Genomic DNA, 13,936 nt, shown 5'->3' with positions numbered 1-13,936 from the left:
CACCGGAGTGCGCCGAAACGAAAACGGCACGCGGGCCGGCGTGCTCGCCAACCCGCGTGCCGTGTGCCGCGCCCTTCGCGCTAGCGGCGCCGCACGACCATCAGGCGCGGCTCGGTCATGTCCTCGATCGCGTAACGGATCCCTTCGCGGCCGAGCCCCGAATCCTTCACGCCGCCATACGGCATGTTGTCGACGCGAAACGACGGCACGTCGTTGATCACGACGCCGCCCACCTCCAGTTCGTCCCACGCGCGCTGCGCATGCGCGAGCGAATCGGTGAACACGCCGGCCTGCAGCCCGAAGTCGCTGTCGTTGACGCGCGCGAGCGCATCGTCGAAACGCTCGAACTTCTCGAGGATCGCGACCGGACCGAATGCCTCCTTGCGGTACAGGTCCTGGTCGCGACCGACATTTTCCAGCAGCGTCGCCTCGAACATCGCGCCGTCGACCTTGCCGCCCGCGACGATCTTCGCCCCCGCCGCAACGGCCGCGTCCATCCAGCCCGCCAGCCGACGCGATTCGGATTCGGAGATCATCGGGCCGACGAACGTCGACGGATCCTTCGGATCGCCCATCTTCAGCGAACGCGTCTTCGCGATCAGCTTGTCGCGCAGCGCGTCGTACAGGTCCGCGTGCACGAGGATCCGTTGCACGCCGATACAGCTTTGGCCCGACTGGTAATACGCGCCGAACGCGAGACGTTCGACCACGTAGTCGAGCTGCTCGCGCTGGTCCGCATCGACGATCGCCGCCGCGTTGCCGCCGAGCTCCAGCACGACCTTCTTCTTGCCGGCCTTCTCCTTCAGCGCCCAGCCCACGGCCGGCGAGCCCGTGAACGACAGCAGCTTGAAGCGCTCGTCGGTCGTGAACAGGTCCGCGCCGTCGCGATGCGCGGGCAGCACCGAGAACGCGCCCTTGGGGAGGTCCGTTTCGGCGAGCACCTCGCCGATGATCAGCGCGCCGATCGGCGTGCGGCTCGCGGGTTTCAGCACGAACGGGCAGCCTGCGGCCAGCGCGGGCGCGACCTTGTGCGCGGCCAGGTTCAGCGGGAAATTGAATGGCGAGATGAACGAGCACGGGCCGATCGGCACGCGCCGCGTATAGCCGGTGTAGCCTTGCGCGCGTGCCGAGATCTCGAGGTTGATTACCTCGCCGTCGATGCGCACCGACTCCTCGGATGCGACGCGAAACGTATCGATCAGCCGCGTCACTTCGCCCTTCGAATCGTTGATCGGCTTGCCGGCCTCGATGCAGAGCGCCTCGGCCAGCTCGTCGAAACGCTCGCGAAAGCGCGCGACGCAATGGTCGAGCACCGCCTGACGCTTGTAGGCCGGCAACTCGCGCATCGGCTTCGCGGCGCCGACCGCCGCGCCGATGGCCGCATCGATCGCCTTCGCGTCGGCCAGCGCGACGCGCGTGGCGACCTTGCCGCTGAACTTGTCGGTCACTTCGAGATCGGTGTTCGCGTAGACGGCCTCGTTGGCCAGATAGTACGGATAGGTATCCTTCAACATGGAATGCTCCTTCCGGTGAACTGCGGATTCAGAGTTGCGCCGACAGGCGCTTGATTTCGCGGTTGAGCACGCGCTCGTTGTCCGAATAGTCGATCGGCACGTCGATCACGTGCACGCCGGGCGTCGCGAAGCAGTCGCGCAGCAGCGGTTCGAGCTCGTCGGCTGCTTCGACGCGATGCCCGTGCGCACCGTAGCTCTGCGCATATGACACGAAATCGGGATTCTTCAGCGTCATCGCGAAATCGGGGAAGTTCATGTTCTCCTGCTTCCAGCGGATCATCCCGAACGCGTCGTCGCGCAGGATCATCACGACGATGTCGAGCTTGAGCCGCACGGCGGTTTCTAGTTCCTGCGAATTCATCATGAAGCCGCCGTCGCCGCATACGGCGATCACCTTGCGCTGCGGATGCACGATCTTCGTCGCGATCGCAGACGGCAAGCCCGCGCCCATCGACGCGAGCGCGTTGTCCAGCAGCAGCGAATTCGGCTCGTGCGCGCGCCAGTAGCGCGCGAACCAGATCTTGTACATCCCGTTGTCGAGGCAGACGATCCCGTCGGTCGGCAGCGCGTTGTACAGATCGTTCACGATCCGCACCGGGTACATCGGGAAGCGCGGGTCGTGCTGCCCTTTCTGCAGGTGCGCGTCGAAATGCTCCTTGATCATCGCGAAGCGCGCGAAATCCCAGTGCGGCTGCGGCGCGATCGCTTCCTTCATCTGCCACACCGCGTTCGCGATGTCGCCGACCACCTCGATCTGCGGAAAGTAGACGGGATCGACCTGCGCGCCGAGGAAGTTCACGTGGATCACGGTCTTGTCGTCCGTGCGCATGAAGAACGGCGGCTTCTCGATCACGTCGTGGCCGACGTTGATGATGCAGTCCGCATGCTCGATCGCGCGGTGCACGAAGTCGCCGTCGGACAGCGTCGCGTTGCCGAGCCACAGCGGATGCGTTTCGTCGATCACGCCCTTGCCCATCTGCGTCGTGAAGAACGGGATGCCCGTCTTGTCGACGAATTCGAGCAGCATCTTGCAGGTCGTCTTGCGATTGCCGCCCGCGCCGATCATCAGCAACGGGTGGCGCGCGGCCTGGATCGCGTCGACCGCGTGCGCGACGGCCTTCTCCTCGGCCACCGGCCGCCGGCTGTAGCTGCGTGGAATCGGCTTGCCGTCGCCCTCCTCGTGCGCGATGTCCTCCGGGAGCTCGAGATGCGCGGCGCCCGGGCGCTCCTCCTCCGCGCGACGAAACGCCTCGCGCACCGCCGACGGAATGTTGCCGATCGACACGATCTGCCGCGTGAACTTCGTGAGCGGCTGCATCATGCCGACGACGTCGACGATCTGGAAGTGGCCCTGCTTGCTGGATTTGATCGGCTTCTGCCCGGTGATCATCAGCATCGGCATGCCGCCGAGTTGCGCATACGCGGCAGCCGTCACGAAGTTGGTCGCGCCCGGCCCGAGCGTCGCGAGACACACGCCGGTGCGGCCCGTCAGGCGGCCGTAGGTGGCGGCCATGAACCCGGCCGCCTGCTCGTGCCGGGTCAGCACGAGCTTGATCCTGGATCGCCGCAGCGATTCGAGCAGATCGAGGTTTTCCTCGCCGGGAATGCCGAACACGTACTCGACGCCCTCGGCTTCCAGCGCCTTCACGAACAGATCCGATGCTTTCATGGGGGACTCTCGGTTGATGCCGCCTGCCCGGCTTACGGACGCGCGGCGTTCAGAACGCGCGCCGGCCTACGGCACGCGGACGCTTGACCTACTGGACACTGACCACGGCACTGCCCGCCGCGCAACGCGCGGCGGCGCCTCCCTGTGCAGGAGGGCGAACGGATCCGCCCGCGCGCGGCAAGCACGCACGGGCGGCAAGGACGTTTTTGATTGTAGACGGATTCGCGGAAATCCGACTTCGGCCGAATGGCCGGGTGCGGCCGCGCGAAAGCATCGGCCTGACGGCCAATTCGACGTCAAACGGCGCGCGCGGCCCTATCGTTGGGGGCAACCAGATTCCATTCACCCAATCCATCTGTGAACCATGGTTGACACATTGCCATTCATGCCCTACAGTGCGCCTACATTCAGTATCCGGACCACCGACGTCTTCGATGCATGGTTTGCCGGCCTGCAGGATCACGTCGCGCGGCGGCGCATCCAGGCACGCATCGATCGTCTGTCGATGGGCAACCCGGGCGACTGGAAATCCGCCGGCTCACCCGTCGTCGAAATGCGTGTCGACCACGGCCCCGGCTATCGCGTCTATTACGTCAGACGCGGAACGATATGGGTGATCCTGCTCTGCGGCGGCGACAAGTCGACGCAACAGGCGGACATCCGCGCCGCGCACGCGATGCTCGAGCGGCTCGACCTGGAGTGATCATGGACAAGATCAAGACCCGGCCGTGGGATTCGGCCGAACACCTGAAGACCGACGACGACATGGCCGACTACTTCGAGGCCTGTCTGCAGGAAGCCGGCGACGATCCGGCCTTCATCGCGCATGCGCTCGGCGTGATCGCCCGTGCGCGCGGCATGTCGCAGGTCGCGCGCGACGCGGGCCTGTCGCGCGAAGGGCTGTACAAGGCGCTGTCGCACGACGGCAATCCGAGTTTCGGCACGATCCTGAAGGTGATCAAGGCGCTCGGCCTCCAACTGCACGGCGCGAAGGCGCACGCGTGATTCAGCGGCGCGCGCGTTCAGTCGAGAGGAACGGTCAGCTGATCGATCACGGCGCTGGTCGGCGGACGTACGCCGCGCCACCACGCGAACGCTTCGGCTGCCTGCTCGACCAGCATGCCCACGCCGTCCGCCACGCCGAGTACGCCCGCATTGCTCGCCAGCCGCAGGAACGGCGTCAATCGCTTGCCGTACGCGAGCTCGTAGGCCGTGCCCTCCGGGCTGAAAACGCCGGGCGGCACGGGCGGCAGGTCGCCCGTCAGGCTCGCCGACGTGGCATTGACCACCAGATCGAAACGTCCCATGCGCTCGAGATCGGCGTAGCCGCAGGCGACGAGTGCACCGCGCCCTGCGACCTGGGCCGCCAGCGCCCGTCCTTTGGCGACGTCGCGGTTCGCGATGACCATTTCAGCCGGGCCCGCCTCCAGGAACGGCAGCAATGCGCCGCGCGCCGCGCCGCCGGCACCGAGCATCAGCACGCGCTTGCCGGCCAGCGACAGGCGAAGATTGACCTCGATGTCGCGAACGAGCCCGATGCCGTCGAAATTGTCGGCCAGAATGCGCCCGTCCTCGAATTTCAGTGCATTGGCGGCGCCGGCGAGCGTTGCGCGCTCGCTGCATTCGTCGGCCATCGCAAAAGCCTTGAGCTTGAACGGCGCGGTCACGTTCATGCCCTTGCCGCCCGCGGCGGCGAACGCCCGCACCACGTCGGCAAAGGCCTCCTGCGGCTCGACCGGCCCCTCGATTGCCGTATAGCGCAAGTCCTGCCGCGTCTCTTCGGCAAAGAGGCCGTGGATCAGCGGTGATTTCGTGTGTCCGATCGGGTTGCCGATCACCGCGTAATGGTCAGTCATCGTGGGCTCACCTGGAGTAAAGAACGCCATCGGTCTGCATCGCGTCGATCTCGGCCGGGTCGTAGCCCAGCGAGCGCGCCACCTCGGCGTTGTGCTGCCCGAGGTCGGGCGCGACGTCGCGAATCGTCGTGTCGCAATCGGAGAAACGGAACGGCAGGTTGGGCAGGCGCAGCGTGCCGTAGCGCGGGTGCTGCTGCTCGACCACCATGCCGCGTGCGTGAATCTGCGGGTCGGCCAGCACCTCGTCGATGCGTTGCACCTTGGCGCACGGGACGTCGATGTCGTCCAGCAATGCCAGGATCGACGCGACGGAGCGCGCGGCCACCCAGGGCTCGACGACCGACAGGATCTCCGAGCGATGCGCGTTGCGGCCGACGCTGTCGTGGAATCGCGCGTCGGCGCCGAAACCCGCCGGGCCGCCATGCGCTTCGATCAGGTTTGCGAAGCGTTTCCACGCATCGTCGACTTGTGCCGCGATCACGAGATCGCCGTCCGCGGCGCGGAACACGCCATACAGCGTCGAAGTCGGCATGTCGTGGCCCGTCTGCTCGGGCAGCGCACCTTGCAGTGTGTAGCACTGCACCGCGTACTCGTGCATCGACACCAGCGTGTCGTACAGCGCCATGTCGATGTGCTGACCGCGTCCGCTCTTCACACGTCCGAGCAACGCGGCGTTGATCGCGGCTACCGCGTGAATGCCGGTGTACATGTCGCCCAGCGAAATGCGCAGCAACGGCGGGCGCTCGCCTGGCGTGCCGACCATCTGCATGATCCCGCTTTTGGCTTCGGCAATCAGTCCGAAGCCGGCACGGTGCGCGTCCGGCCCCGTGTGGCCATAGGCCGAAATCGAGCAATACACCAGGCCCGGATTGCGTGCCGACAGCGCCGCGTAGCCGAGCCCCAGCTTGTCCAGCGCGCCGGGCCGGTAGTTCTCGACGAATACGTCCGCCGAGTCGCACAGGCGCTGCATGAATGCCTTGCCGCGCGGGTCTTTCATGTTGACGCTCACGCCGCGCTTGCCCATGTTGAGCTGCAGGAAATAGCCGCTTTGCTGGTCGTCGAGCACGGTGGCGTGCTGGCGCCCGGCGTCGCCGCTGCCCGGGCGCTCGACCTTGATGACTTCGGCGCCGAGCGCCGCCAGGCATCGCCCCACGTACGGACCGGCGAGGAAATGGCTGTAGTCGACGACGCGAATACCTTCGAGAGGACGGGCCTGCATCAGAACGCTCCCGGCCGGCGCGGCACCATCAGGCGATGCTCGCCGCGTTGAACCACCTGGCCATCCTGATTGATCAGCTCGGACGGCAGCACGACGATGCCCCAGCCCGGGCGACTCTTGCTGGTTCGCATGGAGCCGACCCGAAACTTCACGTGCAGCACGTCGTCGACCTTGATCGGCAGCAGGAAATCCCAGCTCCAGCCCAGCGACATGCCGGGCAGGAAGCGGTAGTCGCTCTGCGTCTTGAGGCCGTCCGCGATCGACAGCCCGAACAGGCCGTGCGCGACGATGCAGCCGAAGTGGCTCGCGTTTGCGTAGTCCTCGTCAACATGCACGGGCGTATGGTCGCCGGTGAGGTCGGCGTACGCGAGGATGCGCGCCTTGGTCACTTTGTATTGCGGGCTGACGCACTCGTCGCCTTCGCGGGCATCGTCCCAGTATCTTTCGATGATCGTCATCTTCATGCCTCCGCGCGTGGGTCGATCGCCAGCGCCTGCGCGACGCAGGAGGCCGGCCTCGCCTGGATGAATTCGACGGCAAGACCGTCCGGCAGGCGCAGCCAGTTGCGCCCCTGCGGCATTTCGGTCACGCCGAAGCGCCGTGCCGAGGCCAGTGCGGCCTCCATGTCTTCGCACATCACGCCAAGGTGGGCGAGCCGGCCTTCGGGTCCGTCATGGTCCGGGGCGTGGATGAACTGCAGGCCGCCGAGCGTCCAGTACTGCCGCGGCGCGTCGAGCTCGCCGTCCACTTCACGCATGGTCATGCCGAACACGTCTTCGAAAAAACGGATGTGCCACCGGATGTCCTTCACCCAGATCGCGACATGCTCCAGATAGGCTTTCGGCGCGTTCATCGGGCGGCCTCGCCGTGCTTGCGGTCGGCCATCGCGCGTTCGATTCCCTTGATACAGGCGACGAGCGTCGCGTTCACCGGCGTCGGCACGCCGTACCGCTGGCCCCAGCGCACGACCGAACCGTTGATGTAGTCGATCTCCGTGATCGAGCCCTTCTCCAGACTTTGCAGCATCGACGTCTTGAACGCCGCAGGCAGCCCCTCGGCGGCGAGCGTCCACGCCTGCTCGGGGTCCGTCATCGACAGCCTGACGCCGGCCGCCTGCGCGGCCGCAATTGCCTCGGCCACGGCCGCAAGCGATGTGGACTTCAGCACGGGCTCGTCGTAAAGCTGTCCGTAGGTCAGCCCGGTGACGCCGGTGAGTGCGCCCGTCGCGACATTGACCAGCAGCTTGTCCCACATCGTGCCGATGATGTTGTCGCTGACGGTCGTGCCGAGGCCGGCCGTGTTGAATGCGTCCGCGACCGCCTGCACGCGCTGCGTGATGCGTCCGTCGAGTTCGCCGATATAGGTCAGCTTGCCGCGCACGCCGGACTCGATGTGCCCGGCGCCGCGAAGCACGCCGCCGACGTAGGTCTTGCCCGCGAGCACGCGTTCGCGGCCGACCACATCGGCAAGGATGTCCTCGTGGCCCAGGCCGTTTTGTAGCGACAGCACCAGCGTATCGGGGCCGACCAGTTCCGGCGCACCGCGCATCGCCGCTTCGGTGTGGAACGATTTCACCAGCACGATCACCAGATCGGCGGCGCCGACTTCGGCGGCTTGCGTCGTCGCATGGACGCGGACATGCCGCGACCCGTCAGCATCGTCGACCCGAAGGCCATCGCGGCGCATCGCATCGACATGTGCCGCAGAGCGGTCGATCAGCCAGGTCTCGTGGCCGCCTTCGGTGAGCGTGGCGCCAATCGCGCAGCCCAGCGCGCCGGCACCCAGAATCGCAATCTTCACTCGCTTCTCCTTGATGTATGGCTGCACGATAGGATTTGCCGCTCATACTGGCAATTCAATGAGTACAATGGCGTCATTGCACTGGACAATAACGCGATGACGCCGCCCGACTTGCCCGATTTGAAGCTGCTTCAGCTCTTCGATCTGCTCTACGAGATCCGCAGCGTCACGCGCGTGGCCGAACAGCTCGGGCAAAGCCAGCCGACGGTCAGCATCTGGCTCGGTCATTTGCGGGAATACCTGCACGATCCGTTGTTCGTTCGAACGCCCGGCGGCATGGCGCCGACGCCGCAGGCCGATGCGCTGATCGGGCCGTGCCGGGAAATCCTCGAATCGCTGCGGCGCTTCACCGCCTGGGAGATCGCGTTCGATCCGGCCACGGCCCAGCGGCGGTTTCGCATCTGCATGACCGACGCGAGCCATATCACGCTGCTTCCACGGCTACTCGCCCATGTCCGCGCGCAGGCGCCCGGCGTAAGGCTGGAAGCCGCACGGATCGACGGCAACACCGAGCGCGCGCTCGAATCGGGCGAGGCCGATCTCGCCATCGGCTATGTACCGTGGCTCGGCGGCGGCATTTATCAGCAGAAGCTGTACGACCAGGACTGGGTATGCCTGGCCAACCGGCATCATCCGCGGATCCGCGGCCGTCTTGGGGGAAAGCAGTATCGTTCGGAGGGCCATGTCGCCATCACGGCCGGAACGGGCGCCCAGCTTCTCGAGCAGGCGCTGCGGCAGGCGCGCATCGAGCGTGACGTGGTGCTGGAGTTGCCGGGCTTTCTCGGTTTGGGCGCGATCATCCAGAGCACCGACCTGATCACGACGCTGCCCCGTCATATCGGCGAGACGCTGGCGCACGCCAGTGACCTCGCGGTACATGCATGTCCGATCCCGGTCGAAGGATTTGCCGTACGGCAGCATTGGCATGCGCGATATCACCACGAGGCGGGCAATCGCTGGCTGCGCGGCCTCGTGATTCAGTTGTTCGGGGCTTCACGCTGACGGGCACCCGCTGGCGCCCGGACCGAACCGAGCATGAACGGCTCACGTCGAAAGAACTGCTTCTCTTGACGATCGGGCGACCGATCGAAGCCTCATCAATGCAACCACCCCGCCGCCCAGCGCGGCGCCAGCGACACCAGATACAGCCCGAGCCCGATCAGCCCGCCGACCAGCGTGCCGTTGATGCGGATGTATTGCAGGTCCTTCCCGATGTTCAACTCGATCTGCCGCGACATCTCGCGCGCATCCCAGTTGCGCACCGTATCGCGAATATGACGCATCAGGAAGTCCGCGAAATCCGGTGCCATTTCGTGCACGGCCTTCTCGATGTGCTCGTTCAGCGACGCGCGCAACGCCGGGCTCTGCGCGAGCCGCGCGCCGAGCCAGCCGCCGAGCGTCGCGGCCTGCCGGTGCAGCGTCGAATCGGACCGCGCGAGATCGGCCTTCAGCCATGCGCGCAACTGGTCCCACAGATCGCGCACGTAGTCGTTGAACGCGTCGCCGTCGCGGATGTAGCGCTTGATCTCGTCGCCCTTCGCGATGAACGCGGGGTCATGCTTCAGCCGCTCGGTGAGCCGCACGACCGTGCGGTCGAAGCGTTGCCGCAACTCGTGCTCCGGATCGGCCGCCACGCCTTCGAGCACGCGGCTCACCGCGTTCGCCAGCATGCGCGCGCCGTTCTCGCCGAACCACTGCGTCGGCATGATCTTCTCGACCTTCGGGTATTGCGTCTTCAGCCATTCGACGATGAAGCCCGCGATCACCTCACGGTTCTCTTCCTTGTCGAGCACGTCGACCACCTGCTCGATCGCGTCGTCGAGCAACGCCTGATGGCGACCGTCCTTCGTCAGCGTGTCGAGGATCGCGCCCATCGATTGCGACAGGTCGACCCGGTCGATCACCGCACGGAACGCGTCGTGGACGAACGACTGGATCCGCGCGTCGTCGGTCATGTCGAGCGCGAAGCTCATCAGCTTCGTCACATAGCCGCCGAGCGCGTCGGTATTCGCCGGCTCGCCGAGCCATGCGCCGAGTTTGCGCGCGGGATCGTGCTGGCGAATCTGCGCGACGAGTGCATCGGGCCCGAGGAATTTCTCGCGCACGAACACCGCGAGGTTGTCGGCGATCTTGTCCTTGTTCTTCGGGATGATTTCGGTGTGGCGCGACACGAACGGGATCGGCACGCGGCGGAACAGCGCGACGACCGCGAACCAGTCGGCGAGCGCGCCGACCATCGCGGCTTCGGCGACCGCCTTGAAACCATCGACCCACGGGCCGCGCGGCAGCAGGATCGTCGTGACGAATACCGCGACCGCGGCCAGCAGCAGCCATAGCGCGCGGCGCTTGCTGCGTTTCAGTTCGAGGGCTTTGTCTGGCGTCATGGGCGACCGGTGAAACGGCAATGTCGTTAATATGCACCGATCGTCGGCCCGCGACAAACCCATACGCGTCGCGCGAGCCGGAGAGGCCGTGCGGAACAGGGTTCATTCCGCGTTTCCGCTACCCGACGCGAACACGGCCGCGGCGGCCGCGTTCGCGCACTGCGTCAGAGAAACGTCTTCAGATTCACCGCCGGATCGGCGAGCTTCGCCGGATCGGGCACGGCGCCTGCCGCGATCAAGCGCCGCGATGCACCGATGTCGCGGCCAAGATTCGCCGCGGCCACCGCCGCGATCTTCCCGTCGTCGTCGAGCCCGAACACCGTGAACGGCCCGCTCGCGGGATCGCCACGGACGACGATCGTGCGCTCGCCGCCGAACAGCCCGAGCATCTGCAGGTTGCAGTCGTACTGATCGGACCACAGCCACGGCAGCTCGGCATAGGTTTCGTCCGCACCCAGCAGGTTCGCCGCCGCGACCGCCGGCTGATTCTCCGCGACCTGCCACGACTCGATCCGCACGTGGCGCCCGAGCAGCGGATTGAAGTGCATCGTCACCTCGCCCGCCGCGAAGATCGCGCGATCAGCCGTCCGGCATCCGGCATCGACGCGAATGCCGTTGTCGACCTCCAGGCCGGCTGCCTGCGCGAGTTCGACATTGGGCACGACACCGATGCCGACCACGACGACATCGGCCGGCACGTCGCCGCGATCGGTCTCGACGATCGCGCCGCCGCCCGGCGCGCGGCGAATCGCGCGCGGCAGTGTTGCCATCCGGAAGATCACGCCGCGCCCATCGTGCAGTTGCCGCGCATACGCGCCGACGACTTCCGGCAATGCACGCTGCAGCAAGCGCGCAGCCGGGTCGATCACCGTCACGTCGCAACCGAGCTGGCGTGCCGCGGCCGCCACTTCGAGGCCGATGAAGCCGCCGCCGAGCACCGCCACGCGACGCCCGGGCGCGAGCTGCGCGCGCAACGCGCGCGCGTCGGCAACGGTGCGCACGTAATGCGGGACGACGCCTTCGTCGACCGGCCCGCCGAACGTTCGCACACGCGAACCCGTCGCGAGCACGAGCCCGGCGTACGGCAACGTCGCGCCGTCGTCGAGCCGAACGCGCTGCGCGTCGCGTTCGATCGCATCGACGCGCGTGCCGAGCCGCAGCTCGATGCGCTGCGCGTCGTACCAGGCCGCGTCGCGAATGAACGCACGCTGCTCGCCGCCGTCGCCCAGCAGCGCGTCCTTCGACAGCGCGGGCCGGTCGTACGGCAGCTCGCGTTCGGCGCCGATCATCACGATGCGTGCATCGGCGTCGCGCGCGCGCAGCGCCTCGGCCGTGCGCCGCGCCGCATGGCCGGCGCCGACGATCACGAACGGGTCAGCCGACATTGACTTCCACCTGCCCGTCGACGATCCGGATCGGATAAGTCCGTACCGGCTCGGTGATCGGCGCGCATTTCGGCGCCCCGGTGCGAATGTCGATCAGCCCCTGGTGCAGCGGGCATTCGACGCAGCCGTCTTCCACGTAGCCTTCGGACAGCCGCGCGTGACCATGCGAACAGAGGTCGTGCATCGCGAACAGTTCGTCGCCGATCCGGAATACCGCGATCGGCTTCTGGCCGGCGACGCGCGCCGCCGGTTCGTCTTCGGAGAATTCGTCGAATGCGCCCAGCGGATGCCATTCGGCGAGCGTTGCTTCGGTCATGTCGTTTCCTCGGCTGTCAGATCGGAGTGGCGAGCAGCGTCTGCACGCGCGACGTGTCGTAGATCACGCGCTTGGTCTTGTAGCGCAGCCCGTCGGGCGTGCGCACGACCGTGTCGTAGTACTTGCCGGCCTGATATACGTTCGATTCGCCGTTGCTGCGCGTCTGCACGACCACGTAGTTGCTCTCGGTGTCGATCTCGCCGTCGCGCTCCGCGACGATCGTGAGGCCCGACGTCATGTGCCGGTACGTGTGCTCTTCATAGATGTTCGCGTGCCGCAGCGACACCACGCGGTCGCGCAGCATGCGCTGGTTCGTGCAGTGGACGATCCCGACCGGCAGCCCGAGATCGGCGTTCTCCTTCGGCACGATCTCGTACGTGCAGTCCTCGGTGAACATTTCCGGCCAGTGTTCGAGCCGGTCGTTGTCGAGATGGCCGATGTAGCGGTTCTGGAGCATGTAAATCTCGAACCACGTCTTCATGTCTTCCGTCAGGTTTTCCATCGTTCCGTGCTCCCGCTTCAATAGCCCATCAGCTTCTGGTACCCGACCCAGAACTTGCGGATCAGGCTTTCGGTGATCACCGTGTCCTGCTGGTCCGGGTTGCCGCGCGACATCTCGATCACCGACGTCGCGTCGGCGTCGCGCACCGTGCCGCGTTGCACCAGTTCGGTCGCCTCGGTGTCTTCCATCGAGATGTAGCCGGCCGGCCCGACCAGGTTCGCCTGCTTGATGCGCAGCGCGCGCAGCTCGGGCGTGTCGTCCGCGTAACCGAAGAAGTGGAAGATCAGCTCGAAGTTGTCCGGACCTTTCGGCAGGATCTGGCGCGCGACCAGCGTGTTGTGGATCTGCTGGATCACGAGCTGCGGGAAGATCGGCTGGATATGGTTCGTGCAATCCTCGTCGTATTCCGACACGAGATCGAGGATCGATTCGTCTTCCAGATGAAAGCCCTCGTCGAACGAGCGGATGTTCTGCTGCTTGTACGCGGCCGACGTGTCGTCGCCCGTCTTCGTCACCGTGATGATGCTGTGCAGCCCGTGGTTCGCATCCGGAATCGAGCGCGCCTTCATCCCGACGCGGAAGATGTTGAAGGTCGTATGGAACAGGTGCAGCATGCTCGCGTGATACGGATCCTTCACGTTCTCCATGTACAGCTTCCAGTTCGACTTCGAATACTGGCGCGTGCAGCCGAGATACTCGATCGGCTTGTGGAAGATCCGGTCGATCCACGGACGCATCTGCTCGCCGAGATAGTCGGGCAGCGGTGCCACGTCATCGCTGAAGGTCGCGAACACGAGCCCGCGATAGCTGTCGACGCGCAGCTTGCGCAGCCCGTGCTGCTTCGGGTCGAAGTCGGCGGGCATCCCCGTCATGCCCTTCTGGCCGCGCCGGAACGGCACGCCGAGCAGGTTGCCCTGGTTGTCGAAGCTCCACTGGTGGTACACGCACGTGTGCGAGCTCGCGTTGCCGCGCGACTTGCGGCACACCTGCGCGCCGCGGTGCGCGCAGCGGTTCACCCATGCGGACAGCGTGCCGTCCTCGGTGCGCGTGACGACGACCGGCGTGTCGCCGACGAACGTGCTCTTGAAGTCGCCGGCGTTCGGGATTTCCGCTTCCAGCGCGACGAAGTTCCACGTCGGCCCGCGGAAGATGCGTTCCTGCTCGCGATCGTAGACGGCGCGCGAGCTGAACACCTTGTACGGCACGCGCGAGCCGTCGTCGTGCGGAAAGCGCACATCGGACGCGTCGTCGCGCGCGGCGAATACGACGGGCGATTCTGTCTGCTCCATGT

15 protein-coding genes are annotated in these 13,936 nt (G+C 66.2%); 3 read left to right on the top strand and 12 right to left on the bottom strand.

Annotation, left to right across the window (positions count from 1 at the left end):
- Positions 1-80: 80 nt before the first annotated feature.
- On the bottom strand, positions 81-1,514 hold the full coding sequence (locus HW466_RS16610) for an aldehyde dehydrogenase family protein (protein WP_059770429.1): 1,434 nt from the start codon (positions 1,512-1,514) through the stop codon (positions 81-83).
- A 28-nt stretch (positions 1,515-1,542) separates the two neighbouring features.
- Positions 1,543-3,183, bottom strand: coding sequence for an acetolactate synthase large subunit (locus HW466_RS16605; protein ID WP_059798778.1), 1,641 nt, complete (start codon positions 3,181-3,183; stop codon positions 1,543-1,545).
- Between the two features lie 385 nt (positions 3,184-3,568).
- Between HW466_RS16605 and HW466_RS16600 the strand changes: the two genes are divergently transcribed.
- The gene (locus HW466_RS16600) at positions 3,569-3,886 is read left to right on the top strand and encodes a type II toxin-antitoxin system RelE/ParE family toxin (RefSeq protein ID WP_338145015.1); all 318 of its coding nucleotides are present in this window, start codon (positions 3,569-3,571) and stop codon (positions 3,884-3,886) included.
- A 2-nt stretch (positions 3,887-3,888) separates the two neighbouring features.
- Positions 3,889-4,188, top strand: coding sequence for an addiction module antidote protein (locus HW466_RS16595; protein WP_006750245.1), 300 nt, complete (start codon positions 3,889-3,891; stop codon positions 4,186-4,188).
- Positions 4,189-4,205: 17 nt separating this feature from the next.
- Here HW466_RS16595 and aroE read toward each other — a convergent pair whose 3' ends face one another.
- The 5 genes from aroE to HW466_RS16570 are packed head-to-tail and all read right to left on the bottom strand — an operon-like array spanning position 4,206 to position 8,058.
- On the bottom strand, positions 4,206-5,039 hold the full coding sequence (gene aroE, locus HW466_RS16590) for a shikimate dehydrogenase (protein WP_151004640.1): 834 nt from the start codon (positions 5,037-5,039) through the stop codon (positions 4,206-4,208).
- Positions 5,040-5,046: 7 nt separating this feature from the next.
- Positions 5,047-6,258, bottom strand: a complete 1,212-nt coding sequence (locus tag HW466_RS16585; RefSeq protein WP_059448771.1) for a CaiB/BaiF CoA transferase family protein — start codon at positions 6,256-6,258, stop codon at positions 5,047-5,049.
- A complete protein-coding gene (locus HW466_RS16580; RefSeq protein ID WP_151004636.1) occupies positions 6,258-6,716 on the bottom strand; it encodes a MaoC family dehydratase in 459 nt (152 codons plus the stop codon). Before HW466_RS16580 ends, HW466_RS16585 begins: the two co-directional genes overlap by 1 nt.
- A 2-nt stretch (positions 6,717-6,718) precedes the next feature.
- Positions 6,719-7,111 carry a VOC family protein gene (locus HW466_RS16575; protein WP_059503681.1) on the bottom strand — a complete coding sequence of 131 codons (393 nt, stop codon included), beginning with the start codon at positions 7,109-7,111 and terminating at the stop codon, positions 6,719-6,721.
- A complete protein-coding gene (locus HW466_RS16570; RefSeq protein WP_151004638.1) occupies positions 7,108-8,058 on the bottom strand; it encodes a ketopantoate reductase family protein in 951 nt (316 codons plus the stop codon). Before HW466_RS16570 ends, HW466_RS16575 begins: the two co-directional genes overlap by 4 nt.
- 96 nt (positions 8,059-8,154) lie before the next feature.
- Here HW466_RS16570 and HW466_RS16565 point away from each other — a divergent pair, with 96 nt between their 5' ends.
- Positions 8,155-9,060, top strand: coding sequence for a LysR family transcriptional regulator (locus tag HW466_RS16565; protein ID WP_059448774.1), 906 nt, complete (start codon positions 8,155-8,157; stop codon positions 9,058-9,060).
- A 95-nt stretch (positions 9,061-9,155) separates the two neighbouring features.
- Here HW466_RS16565 and HW466_RS16560 read toward each other — a convergent pair whose 3' ends face one another.
- The 5 genes from HW466_RS16560 to andAc form a co-directional block, all read right to left on the bottom strand.
- On the bottom strand, positions 9,156-10,442 hold the full coding sequence (locus HW466_RS16560) for a DUF445 domain-containing protein (protein WP_060348047.1): 1,287 nt from the start codon (positions 10,440-10,442) through the stop codon (positions 9,156-9,158).
- Positions 10,443-10,606: 164 nt separating this feature from the next.
- Complete coding sequence (gene andAa / locus HW466_RS16555; RefSeq protein ID WP_060329252.1) at positions 10,607-11,827, bottom strand: anthranilate 1,2-dioxygenase system ferredoxin--NAD(+) reductase; 1,221 nt, start codon at positions 11,825-11,827, stop codon at positions 10,607-10,609.
- On the bottom strand, positions 11,817-12,143 hold the full coding sequence (andAb, locus tag HW466_RS16550) for an anthranilate 1,2-dioxygenase ferredoxin subunit AndAb (RefSeq protein WP_039344765.1): 327 nt from the start codon (positions 12,141-12,143) through the stop codon (positions 11,817-11,819). The genes andAa and andAb overlap by 11 nt, the downstream gene beginning before the upstream one ends.
- A 16-nt stretch (positions 12,144-12,159) precedes the next feature.
- Positions 12,160-12,645 (bottom strand): anthranilate 1,2-dioxygenase small subunit AndAd, encoded by a 486-nt coding sequence (gene andAd / locus HW466_RS16545; RefSeq protein ID WP_059466587.1) that lies wholly within the window; start codon positions 12,643-12,645, stop codon positions 12,160-12,162.
- 17 nt (positions 12,646-12,662) lie between these two features.
- Positions 12,663-13,934, bottom strand: a complete 1,272-nt coding sequence (gene andAc / locus HW466_RS16540; RefSeq protein ID WP_059448779.1) for an anthranilate 1,2-dioxygenase large subunit AndAc — start codon at positions 13,932-13,934, stop codon at positions 12,663-12,665.
- Positions 13,935-13,936: the final 2 nt, after the last annotated feature.

It is taken from the genome of Burkholderia territorii (assembly GCF_902833055.1).
Classification (GTDB): domain Bacteria; phylum Pseudomonadota; class Gammaproteobacteria; order Burkholderiales; family Burkholderiaceae; genus Burkholderia; species Burkholderia territorii.
The sequence above is the reverse complement of the archived record's forward strand: the minus strand, read 5'-3'. Positions and strand labels throughout refer to the sequence as shown.

What these genes read in the sequence shown, in the direction of transcription:
- andAc (WP_059448779.1), bottom strand. Translation starts at nt 13,934, where the DNA reads ATGGAGCAGACAGAATCGCCCGTCGTATTCGCCGCGCGCGACGACGCG.
- HW466_RS16610 (WP_059770429.1), bottom strand. Translation starts at nt 1,514, where the DNA reads ATGTTGAAGGATACCTATCCGTACTATCTGGCCAACGAGGCCGTCTAC.
- HW466_RS16560 (WP_060348047.1), bottom strand. Translation starts at nt 10,442, where the DNA reads ATGACGCCAGACAAAGCCCTCGAACTGAAACGCAGCAAGCGCCGCGCG.
- HW466_RS16605 (WP_059798778.1), bottom strand. Translation starts at nt 3,183, where the DNA reads ATGAAAGCATCGGATCTGTTCGTGAAGGCGCTGGAAGCCGAGGGCGTC.
- HW466_RS16585 (WP_059448771.1), bottom strand. Translation starts at nt 6,258, where the DNA reads ATGCAGGCCCGTCCTCTCGAAGGTATTCGCGTCGTCGACTACAGCCAT.
- HW466_RS16595 (WP_006750245.1), top strand. Translation starts at nt 3,889, where the DNA reads ATGGACAAGATCAAGACCCGGCCGTGGGATTCGGCCGAACACCTGAAG.
- HW466_RS16600 (WP_338145015.1), top strand. Translation starts at nt 3,569, where the DNA reads ATGCCCTACAGTGCGCCTACATTCAGTATCCGGACCACCGACGTCTTC.
- andAd (WP_059466587.1), bottom strand. Translation starts at nt 12,645, where the DNA reads ATGGAAAACCTGACGGAAGACATGAAGACGTGGTTCGAGATTTACATG.
- HW466_RS16565 (WP_059448774.1), top strand. Translation starts at nt 8,155, where the DNA reads ATGACGCCGCCCGACTTGCCCGATTTGAAGCTGCTTCAGCTCTTCGAT.
- HW466_RS16580 (WP_151004636.1), bottom strand. Translation starts at nt 6,716, where the DNA reads ATGACGATCATCGAAAGATACTGGGACGATGCCCGCGAAGGCGACGAG.
- andAa (WP_060329252.1), bottom strand. Translation starts at nt 11,827, where the DNA reads ATGTCGGCTGACCCGTTCGTGATCGTCGGCGCCGGCCATGCGGCGCGG.
- aroE (WP_151004640.1), bottom strand. Translation starts at nt 5,039, where the DNA reads ATGACTGACCATTACGCGGTGATCGGCAACCCGATCGGACACACGAAA.
- HW466_RS16575 (WP_059503681.1), bottom strand. Translation starts at nt 7,111, where the DNA reads ATGAACGCGCCGAAAGCCTATCTGGAGCATGTCGCGATCTGGGTGAAG.
- andAb (WP_039344765.1), bottom strand. Translation starts at nt 12,143, where the DNA reads ATGACCGAAGCAACGCTCGCCGAATGGCATCCGCTGGGCGCATTCGAC.